Source organism: Anaerococcus tetradius ATCC 35098 (assembly GCF_000159095.1).
Taxonomy (GTDB): Bacteria; Bacillota; Clostridia; order Tissierellales; family Peptoniphilaceae; genus Anaerococcus; species Anaerococcus tetradius.
In genome coordinates, this window is the sequence record NZ_GG666295.1 from 23,087 (window position 1) to 39,198 (window position 16,112).

A 16,112-nucleotide genomic window follows, 5' to 3' on the forward strand; every position below is an offset into this window, starting at 1 on the left:
ATGAATATTTGACTTAAAAATAACTCATAAAATGGTATATTCAAAATGACGGCTTTTATGAAATTTTTGTTTAATAAAAATAGAAACAAGAAAGGAATTAAGATGAAGACTGATATTGAAATTGCAAAGGAAGTTAAATTAAAAGATATAGATGAGCTTTGTAAGGAATTATCCCTTACAAATTATGAAAAGTATGGAAATTACAAGGCTAAATTGTCCTTGGAATATGCAAATAATATGAGAGATGATTCAAAGTTAATCCTAGTTACTGCAACAAACCCAACTCCAAGCGGTGAAGGAAAGACTACTTTAAACATCGGTTTATCCATGGCCTTAAATAGGATTGGCAAGAAGGCAGTATCAGTTTTAAGAGAGCCTTCTATGGGGCCTTCCTTTGGAAGAAAGGGGGGGGCTGCAGGAGGTGGTTATAGTCAAGTCCTTCCTATGGATGAGATTAATCTTCATTTTACAGGAGACTTCCATGCTATAACAAGTGCTGTTAATCTTGTTGCTGCCATATTAGACAACCATATTTATCAAGGAAATGAAAAAAACATAGATCCCAAACAAATTGTTTGGAGAAGATGTGTCGACCTTAATGATAGGGCCCTTAGAAATATAGTAATAGGCCTAGGTAATAGGACTGATGGGGTTACTCGAGAAGATAAGTTTGATATAACTGTTGCAACTGAGATGATGGCTGTCTTATGTCTTGCAACAAGCATAGAGGACTTCAAAAAAAGGGTGTCTAAGATGATTGTAGCCTATGATTATAACAATAAGCCTGTTACAGTTGATGATATTAAGGCGACTGGCTCTGTTTGTGTAGTCATGAAAGAAGCCTTAAAGCCAAATCTAGTCCAAACTATAGAGCATACTCCAGCCCTTATCCATGGTGGGCCTTTTGCAAATATCGCTCATGGTTGCAATTCCCTCCTTGCTACAAAAACGGGGCTTGCTATAGCTGATTATGTAATTACAGAAGCAGGCTTTGGAGCTGATTTGGGGGCGGAAAAATTTAATGATATCAAATGTAGGCTAGGTGGTCTTAGTCCATCGGCATGTGTAATTGTTACATCAGTAAGGAGTTTGAAATACCACGCAGGTTTAGGGATTGATGAAATTTCTAAGGAAAATCTAGCTTACCTAGAAAAAGGCTTTAGAAATCTAGAAATCCATATCGAAAATATGAGAAAATTTGGCAATAATATCCTAGTTGCCATAAATAAATTTCAAAGTGATAGCGAAGAAGAAATAGCCCTCCTTAAAAAATTAACATCAAAAACTGGTATAAAAGCCATTGAGACAAGTGTCTTTACCGATGGAGGAGAAGGTGGCATTAAACTCGCCAAAGAGTTAGTTGAGCTTTGCAAAAATAAGAATGATTTTAAATACCTATATGATACTAAGCAATCAATTAAAGAAAAGATAGCCACAATTGCAAGAGAAATCTATAGGGCTAAGGGTCTTGTATATAGCAAAAAATGTGAGAAGGATATTAAAAGGATAGAAGCTTTAGGCTATGAACAAATGCCTATTTGTATAGCCAAGACTCCATATTCCCTCTCAGATGACCCAAATATTAATATAAACGAAGAGGATTATGAGATAAATATAAGAGAAATAAGAATTAATGCAGGAGCAGGATTTTTAGTAGCCTACACTGGAAATGTCTTGACCATGCCTGGTCTACCAAAAGATGCTAATGCCTATAAAATTGATTTAGACGCCAATAACGAGATTGTTGGTTTGTTCTAAGGGCTTAGCCTTGCAAGGACTTGTAAGTAAACTATAAACTGATATATTACTTCCAAAAACTTGCAATTTTTATGAAACTATTTATAATATATGTATAAAAAAATTTAGGGTAGATGGAGGGTATATGACAAAGAAATGTTCAATCAACATGACAATTGAAACAAACAATGCTTTTGCTTTACTTTGTTACTCTATCTTTGTCTATATCAAAAAGTTAAGATTTCCATTAGTTAAGTATGACTATGAATTACAAGAGAATCCTGTTTTGGGTTCTCTTTTTACGTTTGTAAATTAATTTCTTATAGGAAAGGATTTTGGAATATGAGTGGTGTAGTAGGAATTAAAAGTGAAATTGATAAGGCTCATAAGCTATATTATTCTTTATGTTCAATCCAACACAGGGGAGAAGATGCAGCCGGCATGGTTCTATCCGACGGAAAGAGACTAAGTAGGATGAGAGCCTTGGGGCTGGTTAATGAAATTTTTGATGATGATAATCTTGTGGATACTCCTGGTGAATATGGTCTAGGTCATGTTAGATCTTCACCTGAGGGAAGAAACATGAACTATAATGTCGAGCCCTTGCTAAGCTTTGCTAGGGATAATGAACTTTCCCTAGGTCATGATGGTAATCTCATAAATTACTATGACTTAAAGAAAAAAGAAGAAAGTATGGGTACGGTCTTTCATACCCATACCGATAGTGAGTTAATCCTCTTATTAATAACTAGATATTATGAGGGCGATATTGTAAAGGCAATAAGAAAGGCAATGGCAGATATCAAAGGAGCATATTCTTGCGTCTTATGTATGCCAGACAAAATCGTAGGCTTTAGAGATTATATGGGGATAAGACCATTGTTTTTGGGCTATGATGAAGAAACGACAATTATTGCAAGCGAAAATTGTGCCATGGAAGTCCTTGATATTGATAATTATAGGGATATTGAGGCAGGGGAAATTGTAGTAGTAGATAAGGAAGGTATCAAGTCTTACCAAGCTTATGATAGGGTAGATTGTAAACATTGTATTTTTGAATACATATATACGGCAAGACCTGATGCCAACATAGAAAATATTAATGCTTACAACTTTAGGGTGAGAAGTGGGGAACTTTTGTACGAACAAGCCCCAGTCGATTGCGACCTTGTTTGTCCAGTTCCTGATTCAGGAACCCCTTCTGCCATTGGTTTTGCACAAAAGTCTGGTATTGCTTTTGCTTCTGGTCTTGTAAAAAACAGATATATGGGAAGGACTTTTATAAAATCTAGTCAGAAGGAAAGAGAAATTGCCGTAAGGCTAAAGCTAAATCCTCAAAAATCCGTCCTAGCTGACAAGAGAATAGTCTTGGTTGATGATTCAATTGTAAGAGGGACAACTTGTGCTAAGCTTATAAAACGAATTAGAAAGGCAGGAGCTAAGGAAGTCCACATAAGAATCTCATCTCCTCCCTTCACACATCCTTGCTTTTATGGGGTAGATACTCCTGATAGAAAAAAGCTTTTAGCCTTTAATCTTTCCCTTGAGCAAATGCGAGAACAAATTGGGGCTGATAGCCTAGAATTTCTTACATTAGAAAATTTGATGAAGCTTATAGATAAGCCTGAAAATTATTGCAAGGCTTGTTTTACTGGACAATATCCAATAGAAAAGGAATGTTTATGAAACTTGCAGTTTTTATTTCTGGGACCGGGTCAAATCTTCTGGCCCTAATAGAAGCTCAAAGAAAGAAATATTTTAATAGCCAAATAAAGCTTATTGTCGCAAACAAAGAAGCCAAGGGCCTAGCACATGCAAGAGATAACAATATAGCCTATATGGTAAGCAAGGATGATGAGAAAATCCTAGCTAAGCTTAAAGAATATGAGATAGACTTGATAGTCCTTGCAGGATATTTGCCAAAGGTAAGTAAAAAAATCATAGATGCCTACAAAATCATAAATATCCACCCTTCACTTTTACCAAAGTATGGAGGTAAGGGTTTTTATGGGATGAATGTTCACAAGGCAGTCTTTGCTAACAAAGAAAAGATAAGCGGAGTTAGTATTCATTATGTAAATGAAAACTTGGACGATGGAGAAATTATTTTTCAAAGAAAGGTCGATATCAGCCAGTGCCAAAGTGCCGAAGCAATTGCCAAGAAGGTATTAGAAGTAGAACATGAAAGCTTGAAAGAAGTAATTAAACAATTGGAGGGATGAAAGTGAGAGCCTTATTATCAGTAACCGACAAGACGAAGATTGAAAAACTTGCTAAAGATTTGTGCGATTTGGGAGTAGAGCTTATATCTACTGGAGGAACATACCAAACAATAAAAGAAGCAGACCTTGATGTAATTGAGATAGAAAAACTTACAAATTTCCCAGAAATATTAGAGGGAAGGGTTAAAACTCTTTCACCCTATGTTCATGGAGGTATTCTTTACAAAAGAGATAATAACAGCCATCTTTCGACAGTCAAAAAGCTAAATATCAAGCCAATTGACATAGTAGTAGTTAACCTATATGACTTTCAAAAGGCTCTTGATGGGGGTAATCCAGAAGAAATCATCGAAAATATAGATATAGGTGGCCCATCTATGTTAAGGTCAGCTGCCAAAAACCACAAGGATGTCTTAGTTGTTACTGACCCAAGGGATTATGAGGAATTGATTGAAAGATTAAAAAATGATGATATAGACCTAGCTTATAGGCAAAGGCTCGCTATGAAGGCCTTTAATCTTACAGCCTTTTATGATTCTCTTATAGGCAGATATTTTTCCAAACTTACAGGTAAAGAGAGTAAATACAAGACTTTTGGTTTTGAGAAAGAATCAGACCTCCGCTATGGAGAAAATCCTAGCCAAAGGGCAGGACTATACAATGATCCTTTTGTGAAAGGACTTATGGAAAATATAGAAGTTATCCATGGCAAGGAGATGAGTTATAACAACTACAATGATTTAAACCCAGCCATTGAGCTTTGCCACGAGTTAGGAGAAAATGCTGTAGTTTGCCTAAAACACCAATCACCTTGTGGGGTTGCAGTAGGAAGTTGTGTTTATGATTCATATATGAAGGCCTTTGAATGTGATAGTCAATCAATCTTTGGTGGAATAGTTGCAGTAAATGGAATAGTTGATAAGAAAGCTAGCGAAAAAATGCACGAAATCTTTCTTGAGATAATAGCTGCAAGGGACTTTACTGATGAAGCCTTGGAAGTTTTAAGAAAAAAGAAAAACCTTAGGCTCGTCAAGGTTAATTTCGATAATGAATCCGTAAGGGAAGAATTAAGATACCTAAATGGTAAGGTCTTAATTCAAGATAAGGACTTTGGAAAAGACGAGATAAATGTAGTAACTAATAAAAAACCAAGCAAAGAAGAAATTAAAGACCTCCTATTTGCCCAAAAGGTCGTAAAATATGTCAAATCCAACGCCATAGTAGTAGCAAGGGGAATGAAGACTCTAGGATGTGGAGCTGGCCAACAATCAAGAGTTTGGGCTCTAGAATCTATCAAAGACCACTTTAAGGATAGAGACTTCAAGGGAGCAGTCCTTGGATCTGATGCCTTCTTCCCTTTTTCTGATACAGTAGAACTTGCCCATGAAATGGGAATTGAATCAATCATCCAACCTGGTGGATCAATTAGAGATCAAGATTCAATTGATAAATGCAATGAATATGATATGAGCATGGTATTTAGTAAATCACGCCACTTTAAACATTGAGGTGAATTATGAAGATTTTAATTATAGGTTCAGGAGGAAGAGAACACGCTCTAGGAGAAAAGCTTAAAGCAGATGATAGGAAGCTTTTCTTTGCACCAGGCAATGCAAAAACTGAGGATATTGGAAAAAACATAGGAATTGGAGCAGAGGATATTGATAAGCTAGTTGACTTTGCCAAGGAAGAAAGAATAGACTATACAGTTGTAGGCCCGGAAAATCCCCTTTGCTTGGGCATAGTCGATAAATTCTTGGAAAATGACTTAGAGATATTTGGAGTAAATAAGAAGGCTTCAAAGTTTGAGTCAAGCAAGGCCTTCACTAAAGAATTTCTTAACAAATACGGCATCCAAACAGCAAGTTACTTAAAGTGTACTAGTAAGAAAGAAGCCCTAGCTTATGGAGAAAAATTATTAGAAGATAAGGGAAGGCTTGTTTTAAAAAGGGATGGACTGGCAGGAGGTAAGGGTGTCTATATAATCTCCTCCAAGAAGGATTTTGAAAAAAGAGTAGATGAAGTCTTAGCTAAAGATGGGGTCTTGATTATAGAAGAATATCTGGAAGGCTTTGAGATGAGTCTACTTTGCCTAACGGACTCAAAGAGGATAATTCCTCTTCCAACAAGTAAGGACCATAAAAAAATTTACGAAAACGAAAAAGGGCCTAATACTGGCGGAATGGGAACTTATGCTCCAAACATAGAAGCAGAAGCCTTCAAGGAGAAAATCAAAGAAGAAGTCTTGCCTAAGATTATTAAGGGCTTTAATAAAGAAAATATTAATTATAGGGGTGTCTTATTTATTGGCTTTATGATTAATGAATCTGGCATCTATGTTCTAGAATTTAATGTAAGATTTGGTGATCCAGAAACTCAAGTTGTATTAGAATTAATAGACAATGATCTCTTGGACTTGCTAAAGGCGACTTCATCTCAAAAATTAAAAGACATTGATCTTAAAATTAATAATAAAAAAGCCCTATGCCTGGTACTCGCCTCCGAGGGCTATCCAGCAAGTTATGAAACAGCTAAGGAGATTAGCTTCGATAAGGGGGTTAAATCAAAGATAATCCACGCAGGAACAAGAAAAGATCATGGCAAATTCCTAACAGCTGGGGGCAGGGTTTTAAATATCCTAGCAGTAGGTGATAGCTTTGATGAACTAATAAAGACTGTCTATGAAGACGCTAAAAAAATTCATTTTGAAGGAAAATACTATAGAAAAGATATAGGTCCTTCAGTAAAAAGAGTCTATGTAAGAAAAAAAGATCCATTTGATTTCGAATCTATCAAGCTAAAAGAAAAGATTAAGACCACCCTTGGTATATCCTTGACTGCTTTTAAAATTTATAAAAGATATGATCTTCAGACAAGTGATGATAATGTGGAAAAATTGTTATATACTGTCCTTGCTGAAGCTCCAGTAGATACGGCCTATGCCTTTGATGAGGCCCTAAAGCTTCAGGCAAATTTCAAAAAAACCATAGTTAGCCAATACTTATCTGGTCAATTTAACCCAAGAGAAAAGGGGGTCATAGACACAGCCTGTCTTGTAATTGATGATCCAGACTTTGAAGTGAAGGCTTCTACAGTTTATGAAATCGAAGGGGCAAGTAATCAAGACCTAGAAAAAATCGAGAAATTCATCATAAATCCTGTCGATTCACACAGGGTTAAGCTTTTAGGAATCCCCACAAGTCTTAGGAAAAGTAGCCAGAAAAACTTAGAAAATATTACTTATCATGGCTTTAGGGAATTTGATGAAAAAAAGTTAAGACAATTTATCGAAGAACAATCCCTGGCTATGAGCCTTGATGATTTAAGGCTAGTTAGAGATTATTTTAGAAGCGAAAATCGTGATCCTAATGAAACTGAAATTAAAATTCTAGATACCTATTGGTCAGATCACTGTAGGCACACTACTTTTAATACTTATCTTGATATAGATATAGAAGTTAAGTCCTTATTAGATAAGGCCATCAAGGAATCTTTCAATAAATATCTAAAGATGAGAGAAGATTTATCCATCACAAAGCCTATAAATCTTATGAGTCTTGGCACAATTCTTTCTAAATACATGAGGGCTAAGGGAAAGTTTGAGGACCTAGAAGTTAGTAAGGAAATAAACGCCTGCTCAGTCTACACCAAAGTGAGGGTCCTTAGGGATGGGAAGGAAAGATTAGAAGATTATCTTTTGATGTTTAAGAATGAAACCCACAACCATCCAACAGAGATAGAACCTTTTGGCGGGGCATCGACTTGTCTGGGTGGGGCTATAAGAGATCCTCTTTCTGGAAGAAGTTATGTATATCAAGCCATGAGACTAAGTGGGGCTGGTAATATTAAAGAGGCCTACGAAGATAGGCTAGAAGGAAAACTTCCTCAAGCAAAAATTACCAAAGAAGCAGCCCTAGGTTATTCTTCCTACGGAAATCAAATCGGCCTTGCCACAGGTCTTGTAGATGAGTTTTATCATGAAGGCTACACAGCAAAAAGATTGGAATGTGGGGCAGTTATTGCAATAGCTTCAAGGGAAAATGTAAAAAGATTAGACCCTCTTCCAGGGGATTTAGTAATACTTCTTGGGGGCAGGACTGGTAGAGATGGTATAGGAGGAGCTACAGGTTCTTCTAAATCTCACAAGCTTACTTCAATTCACACAGAATCAGCCCAAGTTCAAAAGGGAAATGCTCCAGAAGAGAGGAAAATCCAAAGACTCTTTAGAAGAAGTGAAGTAAGTAAGCTTATCAAAAAATGTAACGACTTCGGTGCTGGCGGTGTAGCGGTAGCTATAGGAGAGCTGGCAGATGGTATTGATATCTACTTAGACAAGCTTCCTTTAAAATATGAAGGTTTAAAGCCTTTTGAAATAGCTATATCAGAATCCCAAGAAAGAATGGCCCTTGTAATTGATAAGAAAGATTTAGATGAGTTTATGGCCTATGCTAAGGAAGAAAATATTGAAGCAAGTGTAGTTGCTAGAGTAACTGATAATAATACTATGACACTTTTCTATGAAGATGGCCTAGTAGCTAAGCTTTCTTATGATTTCATCAACACAGATGGGGCAGAAAGATACGCAAAAGTAGCTTATGTTAGTGAAGATGTCCCTAGTATCCTAAAGGCTAAGGATGATGATCCAAAAAAATTCTATGAAAAAATAAAGGAACTTGATCTTTTAAGCAAGAGAAATTTAATAGAAATCTTTGACCCATCCATAGGAAGAAATACAGTATTAAATCCCCTAGGAGGAAAAAAACTCTTAAATCCTTCCCAAGTCATGGCGGCAAGGATTCCAGTAGATGAGGGAGTTTCAAAAACTGTATCATTAATGTCCTATGGTTTTGATCCAAAACTTTCTGATATGAGCCAGTATTTGGGAGGCTATTATGCAGTAGTTGAGTCTATAGCAAGATTAATAGCAGTAGGATCAAGCCTATCTAAGATTAGATTATCTTTCCAAGAATTTTATGAATCAATGGATAGGCCCGAAGCTTGGTCAAAACCCCTCAAGTCCCTCCTTGGAGCCTTCGAAGTATCAAGCTTTTTTGAAACACCTCCTATAGGGGGGAAAGATTCGATGAGCGGTACTTTTGAAAATATTAAAGTTCCACCTACCCTAATATCTTTTGCAGTTACTACAGAAGATATAGAAAATATTATTACAAATGACCTAAAGGGACTTGGAAGAATAGGACTTATTAAAACGCCCTACAGGGAGGATGGAAGCTTAGATTTAAGAAAATTAAAAGATAACTTTGAGAATCTAAATAAAGATATAAGAAGTGGCAATATCATTTCAGCCATAGCCCTTACTAGAAAGGGACTTTTGGCAGACTTGTATGAACAAGCTATTGGAAACACTGGCTTTGAAATAAACTATGATAATCTTTACAATCCTATGTTTGGATCCTTCCTTGTGGAATATAAGGATAATCGTGATTTTATAGAAAATATCGGAAGTTTTAAGGAGGAGATAATAGTTAATGGCATTAAACTTGATGAAGAAAAATTAAATCAATCCTATCTCCATGGTCTAGATGAAATCTTCCAAGCCTATGATGATATAAGATGTGAAGCTTTAAAGCCTAAAACAGTGCCCAGAAAATTAAAATCCGATATGCCAGTTGATAAGCCAAGGGTCTTAATACTCACAGCTCCTGGTACTAATTGCGAACTTGATAGCGAGATGGCCTTCAGGAAGGCTGGGGCTGATACAGAAATTTTTGTCTTTAGAAATCAAAATGAAAGTGATATAGAAGAATCAATTGATAAACTTGCTAAGCTTTTAGTAAAATCACAAATATTTATGCTACCAGGAGGCTTTTCCCTTGGAGATGAGCCTGATGGTTCAGCTAAGTTTTTGGCAAATATTTTAAGAAATGAAAAAATAGCCAAGGCAATTGATATCTTATTAAGAAAAAATGATGGATTGATCTTAGGAATTTGCAATGGCTTCCAAGCCCTTATAAAAACAGGACTCTTGCCTTATGGAAGAGTAAAAGTCCAAGAAGAAGATGATCCTACCCTAAGCTTTAATAAAGCATCCCGCCATATAGCAAGTTTTGTAAATACTAGATGTTTGACAAATAACAGCCCATGGACAAGGGGCCTTGATCTAAATAAAACTTATAGACTTCCAATCTCTCATGGGGAGGGAAGATTTATAATCAATAAAGATAAATTAGAAGAACTTCTTGATAAGGATCAAATCTTCTCTATTTATGAGTCTTCTCCTAATGCTTCTGACTACAATATAGAAGGAATTTTATCGGAAGATGGCAAAATTCTTGGAAGAATGGCCCATGCTGAAAGAATTGACGATGACTTATTTAAGAATGTGTATGATGTTGGTGGCGAAAGTTTATTTGAAAATGCAGTAAATTATTTTAGAAAGGAAGAAAGATGAAATTTTTAGGAGATGGATTAACCTTTGATGATGTCCTTTTGGTACCAGGCCCTTCGGAAGTTTTGCCAAATGAGGTAGACACGACAACTTATTTGACAAAGAAGATTAAACTAAATATACCTATGATGTCGGCAGGTATGGATACTGTTACAGAATCTCAGATGGCCATAGCCATGGCAAGACAGGGTGGTATAGGAATAATCCATAAGAATATGCCAATAGCCGAACAAGCCAGACAAGTTGATCTGGTCAAAAGGTCAGAGCATGGAGTCATAACCGATCCATTCTACCTTCACCCAGACAACATCCTCCAAGATGCCCTTGATATTATGAAGAACTATAGGATATCCGGCGTTCCTATAGTGGATAAGGAAATGTATCTAAAAGGAATTTTGACTAATAGGGATGTGAGATTTGAAGAAGATCCCAAGGTCTTAATTGATACAATAATGACTAAAGATAACTTGGTTGTAGGTTATGAGGGAATCAAGATGAAAGAAGCTATAAGCCTTATGGAAAAAAGTAAGATCGAAAAACTTCCTATAGTAGATGAGGATAATAAGCTAAAGGGTCTTATCACCATAAAAGATATAGAAAAATCTAGGCAATACCCAGAATCTGCAAGAGATGCAAACAACAGATTAGTTGTAGGAGCTGCAGTAGGTATTACTAATGATATGATGGAAAGGGTAGATGCCCTTGTTAGTGCTAAGGTAGATGTGATTACCCTCGATACAGCCCATGGTCATTCCAAAAATGTCCTAAGGGCAGTAAGAAAGATAAAGGAAAAATATCCTGACCTCGATTTAATAGCAGGAAATGTTGCAACAGCTGAGGCAACTCGTGATCTTATAGAAGCAGGAGTTGATGCAGTTAAGGTCGGCATAGGGCCTGGATCAATTTGTACAACTAGGGTTGTTACAGGCATAGGAGTTCCACAAATAACAGCTATAATTGATTGTGTAAAAGAAGCTAATAAATACGATATTCCTATTATAGCTGATGGGGGTATCAAGTATTCTGGAGATATTACCAAGGCCCTTGCTTGTGGAGCAGCTGTAATTATGGCTGGTTCCCTATTTGCAGGAACTGAGGAATCTCCAGGAGAAACTATCCTATATGAAGGCAGACAATACAAGGAATACCGTGGTATGGGTTCACTTGCCGCAATGAAAGATGGATCTGGAGATAGGTATTTTCAAACCAATACCAAAAAATATGTGCCAGAGGGAGTCGAAGGTAGAGTTGCCTATAAGGGCCCAGTTGGAGAAGTTGTCTATCAATTACTCGGTGGTCTTAAATCTGGTATGGGCTATGTTGGAAGCAAAAATTTGGCTGAACTTTATGAAAAGGCTAAATTTATAAAAATTACTTCAGCTTCCCTTATAGAAAATCACCCTCACAACATTACCATAACTAGAGAATCACCAAACTATTCTAAAAACTAGGAGGAAAAATGACAGATGTTAGACTAATAATGGGATCAGCTTCCGATGTAGAAATTGCAAAAAAGGCAACAAGTATTTTTAGAAAATTCGATATTTCTTATGAAGTATCTGTTATCTCAGCCCATCGTGCCTTGAATGTACTAGAAGATACTATGAAAAAAGATGATTGCGATGTCTATATAGCAATCGCCGGTATGGCAGCCCATCTTCCTGGAGTTATGGCAGCAATGACCACAAAACCAGTTATAGGAGTTCCTGTTGGAGGAGCTAATACAGGAGGCCTTGATGCACTTTTATCTATGGTTCAAATGCCAAAGGGAGTTCCAGTTGCTACTGTTGCTATAAATGCTGGTGACAATGCAGGTCTTCTTGCTATACAAATCCTAGCCTTAAAAGATGAAGGTCTCAAAAATAAATTAAGGGCTTATAAGAAAGAAATGCTCGAAAAAGTTATAGCAGATGATGAGAATCTAGAGGAAATTTAATGGCAAAACTTACTTATAAGGATAGTGGGGTAGATAAGGAGAAAGGCTATGAGGAAGTTGAATTAATCAAAAAAATAGTAAAGGAAACCCATGGCAAAGAAGTCCTAGCTGACATAGGGGGCTTTGCTGGAGCCTTTCTTCCAAATCTTAAAGGATTAACTAATCCAGTCTTACTAAGTGGGACAGATGGGGTTGGGACAAAAATTAAGCTTGCCATGGAGATGGATAAGCATGATACAGTTGGAATTGACTGCGTGGCAATGTGCGTTAATGACATACTTTGTCAAGGAGGAAAGCCTCTATTTTTCCTAGATTATATAGCTACTGGAAAACTTGATCCTAAAAAGATGGCAGAGCTTGTAAAAGGTGTTGCAGAAGGCTGTAAGGATTCTGGAGCTGCCCTAATCGGTGGAGAAACTGCTGAGATGCCAGGTATTTACAAGGAGGACGACTATGACTTGGCAGGCTTTGCAGTCGGCATATGTGATAGGGATAAGCTAATAAATGGTGATAAGCTAAAGGAAGGTGATATAGCCATAGGTCTATATTCTTCGGGAGTTCATAGCAATGGATTTTCCTTGGTAAGGGCTAGTATGAATCAAGCTAAAGTTTCACTTACTGATAAGTTTAATGAAGATCAAACTATAGGTGAGAAGCTTCTAACTCCTACCAAAATCTATGTCAAAGAGATAGAAGCCTTGTTAGAAAAGGTCGATATTAAGGCCATAGCCCATATCACTGGTGGAGGACTTTATGAAAATGTCCCTAGAGTTTTGAGGGATACTTTAGCTGTAGAATTTGATTTAAGACACTTAGAAGTCGACCCTATCTTTAAAAAAATTCAAGAATGGGGAAATATCGACACTGATGAGATGTATCATACCTTTAATATGGGAGTTGGTATGGTGGTTTTTGTAGACGAGAAAGATGTAAAAAGAGCTTTGGATAAGCTAGATGGCAAGGCTTTGGTTGTTGGAAAAGTTACTAAAGGAAATAAAGATATTAAAATCATTTTATAAGGAGTAAAAAATGCAAAAAGTATATACTGGCAAGACAAAAGACGTTTACAAATTAAATGACAAAGAGTATTTGTTGAAATTCAAGGATGATGTAACTGGAAATAATGGAGTCTTTGATCCTGGTGCAAATAGTGTCGGTCTTACTATGGAAGGTGCTGGCCATCAAGCTGTTCGTATGACAAAATTCTTCTATGAAAAATTAAATGCCAAGGGCCTAAGAACCCACTTTGTTTCAGCTGATTTAGACAAAAACGAAGCAGTAGTAAAAAAGGCAGAAGTTTTCGGTCAAGGTGTCGAAGTTATAGTTAGATATTATGCAGTAGGTTCATTTATAAGAAGATATGGCAAATATATAGAAAATGGAACAAAGATTAAGCCTTATGTGGAAATCACCCTAAAGGATGATGAGAGAGAAGATCCGCTAATCACTGAAGATGCCCTCATCTTATTAAATATCATGACAGCAGAAGAATACGAACAACTTAAAGATCTTGCCCTAAAGATTGGAGATATTGTAAAGGAAGAATTAGCCAAAAAAGACCTCGACCTTTATGATATCAAATTTGAATTTGGTAGGCTTGAAGATGGAAAAGTAGCTCTTATAGACGAAATCTCTGGTGGAAATATGAGAGCCTATAAAAATGATAAATACATAGAGCCACTTGAATTAGAAAAAATTATGTTAGATTAGTTTTAATTAAGCTCCTAGAAGGTCTTAGGGAATCTTACTAAGTTACTTTCTAGGAGTTTTTTTAATTAGACCTAGGGATTAAAATATCATTAATTTAATTTTATAAATTTAAAAGTATAGTAGTCTTTATAGTACAATAACTTATCAGAGTAAAGGAGAACATTATGGGCTTATCATTAGCTATGAAAATACTTAAAAATCACTTGTTAAAGGGAGAGCTAAAGGCTGGTCAAGAGATTGCCATCAAGATAGATCAAACCCTTACTCAGGATTCGACAGGAACTATGGCATACCTACAACTAGAAGCTATGGATATAGAAGATGTTGCTACAGAAAATTCTGTTGCCTACATCGATCACAATATCCTTCAAGCAGGATTTGAGAATGCAGATGATCATGAGTTTATCAAGTCGGCAGCAAATAAGTTTGGTATAACTTTCTCAAAGGCTGGCGGAGGAATCTGCCATCAAGTAAATCTTGAACAATTCGCAAAACCAGGTGATACCCTCCTTGGATCTGATTCTCATACACCTACTGGTGGAGGGCTAGGTGAACTTGCTATTGGAGCTGGTGGGCTTGATGTAGCTGTTGCCATGGCCAAGGGTTTTTATTTTGTAAAAGTTCCAAAGATATACAGGGTTAATTTGACATCTAGTCTAAGTCCTATGGCAAATGCCAAGGACGTAATCCTATACATATTAGGCAAATTAACAGTAAAGGGTGGAACTGGTTTTATAATGGAATATACAGGCCAAGGTGTTAAATCCTTATCAGTTACTGATAGGGCGACGATTTGTAATATGGGAGCAGAGCTTGGAGCGACCACTTCAATCTTTCCTTCAGATGAAAATACCTTAGCCTATCTAAAGGCTCATGGTAGAGAGGAAGTCTATAAACAACTACAGGCAGATGAAGATGCCTATTATGATGAATCAATAGACATAGATTTAAGTGAGATTAAGCCTGCTGTGGCTAAACCACATTTTCCTGACCAATTTGAAGAGGTGGAAAGTCTTCCTAGGATAAAGGTAGACCAAGTTGCAATTGGTTCTTGTACAAATTCATCTTTCGAAGACTTGATGAAAGTCGCATCAATTCTTGAAGGAAGAAGGGTTCATCCTGACGTATCGCTCGTAATATCTCCAGGATCTGCTACTATTTTGGAAAAAATTGCTGAAAATGGGGCCTTGGCTACTTTCATAAAAGCTGGAGCTAGGATACTTGAATCTGGATGTGGGCCATGTATAGGAATGGGTCAAGCACCAAAGGCAGGAGCAGTTTCTTTAAGGAGCTTTAATAGGAATTTTAAGGGAAGATCTGGAACTATGGATGCACAAATTTACCTAGCAAGTCCAGAAACTTGTGCTGTAAGTGCTGTACTTGGTTATATAGCAGACCCTAAAGAACTATCTTATGAGACTAAATTTAATAAGGATGAAAGTTTTAATCAAACTCAAGCCTACTTTATAAAGCCAGAAAAAGATTTATCTAAGAGATTAGAGGAAACTATAAAGGGTAAGAATATTAAGCCTTTCCCAAGGGCAGAAAAAGCATCTGATATTGAAAAGAAAGTAATATATAAGGCGGGCGATGGAATTACTACTGATGATATATGTCCATCAAATGCTAAACTTCTGCCTTTCAGATCAAATATAGCCTATCTTTCTGAATTTGCTTTTACAACAAAGATTGATGATTTCAAGAAAAGATGTGAAGAAAATAAGGGAGGGATTATAGTTGCTGGAGAAAACTATGGTCAAGGTTCTTCAAGAGAGCATGCAGCCCTTCTTCCTTTGTACTTGGGAGTAAAGGCAGTTGTTGCAAAATCTTTCGCAAGAATTCATAGGTCTAATTTGATTAACAATGCTATCTTGCCTTTGGAATTTGTCAATCCTGATGATTATGAAAAAATCTCAGAATATGATGATATAAGGATAAGTAGAGTAGTAGAAAGCCTAAAAGAAGGAATCTTTATCCTAGAAGACCTTACAAAAAACATTAAGATTAAGTTAAAGGCTGACTTTTCGGATAGGGAAAGAGAAGTCCTAGAAGCTGGTGGATACTTAAACTATGCAAAGAATTTGGATTTGGAGTAGAT

General features: G+C 36.5%; 11 protein-coding genes. All 11 read left to right on the forward strand.

The features are described from left to right. Positions 1-102: 102 nt before the first annotated feature. Positions 103-1,758 (forward strand): formate--tetrahydrofolate ligase, encoded by a 1,656-nt coding sequence (locus HMPREF0077_RS00095; RefSeq protein ID WP_040349172.1) that lies wholly within the window; start codon positions 103-105, stop codon positions 1,756-1,758. A 124-nt stretch (positions 1,759-1,882) separates the two neighbouring features. Next, positions 1,883-2,053: a hypothetical protein gene (locus tag HMPREF0077_RS10590; protein ID WP_004835788.1), complete on the forward strand. Its 171-nt coding sequence runs from the start codon at positions 1,883-1,885 to the stop codon at positions 2,051-2,053. A 26-nt stretch (positions 2,054-2,079) separates the two neighbouring features. Continuing rightward, complete coding sequence (purF, locus tag HMPREF0077_RS00100) at positions 2,080-3,423, forward strand: amidophosphoribosyltransferase (RefSeq protein ID WP_004835789.1); 1,344 nt, start codon at positions 2,080-2,082, stop codon at positions 3,421-3,423. Further along, complete coding sequence (gene purN / locus HMPREF0077_RS00105; RefSeq protein ID WP_040349173.1) at positions 3,420-3,959, forward strand: phosphoribosylglycinamide formyltransferase; 540 nt, start codon at positions 3,420-3,422, stop codon at positions 3,957-3,959. The genes purF and purN overlap by 4 nt, the downstream gene beginning before the upstream one ends. A 2-nt stretch (positions 3,960-3,961) precedes the next feature. Then, the gene (gene purH / locus HMPREF0077_RS00110) at positions 3,962-5,467 is read left to right on the forward strand and encodes a bifunctional phosphoribosylaminoimidazolecarboxamide formyltransferase/IMP cyclohydrolase (protein ID WP_040349288.1); all 1,506 of its coding nucleotides are present in this window, start codon (positions 3,962-3,964) and stop codon (positions 5,465-5,467) included. A gap of 8 nt (positions 5,468-5,475) precedes the next feature. Then, positions 5,476-10,371: a phosphoribosylformylglycinamidine synthase gene (locus tag HMPREF0077_RS00115; RefSeq protein WP_004835793.1), complete on the forward strand. Its 4,896-nt coding sequence runs from the start codon at positions 5,476-5,478 to the stop codon at positions 10,369-10,371. Beyond that, positions 10,368-11,819, forward strand: a complete 1,452-nt coding sequence (gene guaB / locus HMPREF0077_RS00120; protein WP_004835794.1) for an IMP dehydrogenase — start codon at positions 10,368-10,370, stop codon at positions 11,817-11,819. Before HMPREF0077_RS00115 ends, guaB begins: the two co-directional genes overlap by 4 nt. 8 nt (positions 11,820-11,827) lie before the next feature. Then, positions 11,828-12,304, forward strand: a complete 477-nt coding sequence (purE, locus tag HMPREF0077_RS00125; RefSeq protein ID WP_004835795.1) for a 5-(carboxyamino)imidazole ribonucleotide mutase — start codon at positions 11,828-11,830, stop codon at positions 12,302-12,304. Then, entirely contained in the window at positions 12,304-13,323 is a 1,020-nt protein-coding gene (gene purM, locus HMPREF0077_RS00130; RefSeq protein ID WP_004835796.1) for a phosphoribosylformylglycinamidine cyclo-ligase, read from the forward strand. The genes purE and purM overlap by 1 nt, the downstream gene beginning before the upstream one ends. A gap of 10 nt (positions 13,324-13,333) precedes the next feature. Continuing rightward, complete coding sequence (locus tag HMPREF0077_RS00135; RefSeq protein WP_004835797.1) at positions 13,334-14,014, forward strand: phosphoribosylaminoimidazolesuccinocarboxamide synthase; 681 nt, start codon at positions 13,334-13,336, stop codon at positions 14,012-14,014. 164 nt (positions 14,015-14,178) lie between these two features. Then, positions 14,179-16,110 carry an aconitate hydratase gene (locus HMPREF0077_RS00140; protein ID WP_004835798.1) on the forward strand — a complete coding sequence of 644 codons (1,932 nt, stop codon included), beginning with the start codon at positions 14,179-14,181 and terminating at the stop codon, positions 16,108-16,110. Positions 16,111-16,112: the final 2 nt, after the last annotated feature.

Coding starts and splice junctions, on each gene's coding strand:
- HMPREF0077_RS00095 (WP_040349172.1), top strand. CDS start 103: ATGAAGACTGATATTGAAATTGCAAAGGAAGTTAAATTAAAAGATATA.
- HMPREF0077_RS10590 (WP_004835788.1), top strand. CDS start 1,883: ATGACAAAGAAATGTTCAATCAACATGACAATTGAAACAAACAATGCT.
- purF (WP_004835789.1), top strand. CDS start 2,080: ATGAGTGGTGTAGTAGGAATTAAAAGTGAAATTGATAAGGCTCATAAG.
- purN (WP_040349173.1), top strand. CDS start 3,420: ATGAAACTTGCAGTTTTTATTTCTGGGACCGGGTCAAATCTTCTGGCC.
- HMPREF0077_RS00115 (WP_004835793.1), top strand. CDS start 5,476: ATGAAGATTTTAATTATAGGTTCAGGAGGAAGAGAACACGCTCTAGGA.
- guaB (WP_004835794.1), top strand. CDS start 10,368: ATGAAATTTTTAGGAGATGGATTAACCTTTGATGATGTCCTTTTGGTA.
- purE (WP_004835795.1), top strand. CDS start 11,828: ATGACAGATGTTAGACTAATAATGGGATCAGCTTCCGATGTAGAAATT.
- purM (WP_004835796.1), top strand. CDS start 12,304: ATGGCAAAACTTACTTATAAGGATAGTGGGGTAGATAAGGAGAAAGGC.
- HMPREF0077_RS00135 (WP_004835797.1), top strand. CDS start 13,334: ATGCAAAAAGTATATACTGGCAAGACAAAAGACGTTTACAAATTAAAT.
- HMPREF0077_RS00140 (WP_004835798.1), top strand. CDS start 14,179: ATGGGCTTATCATTAGCTATGAAAATACTTAAAAATCACTTGTTAAAG.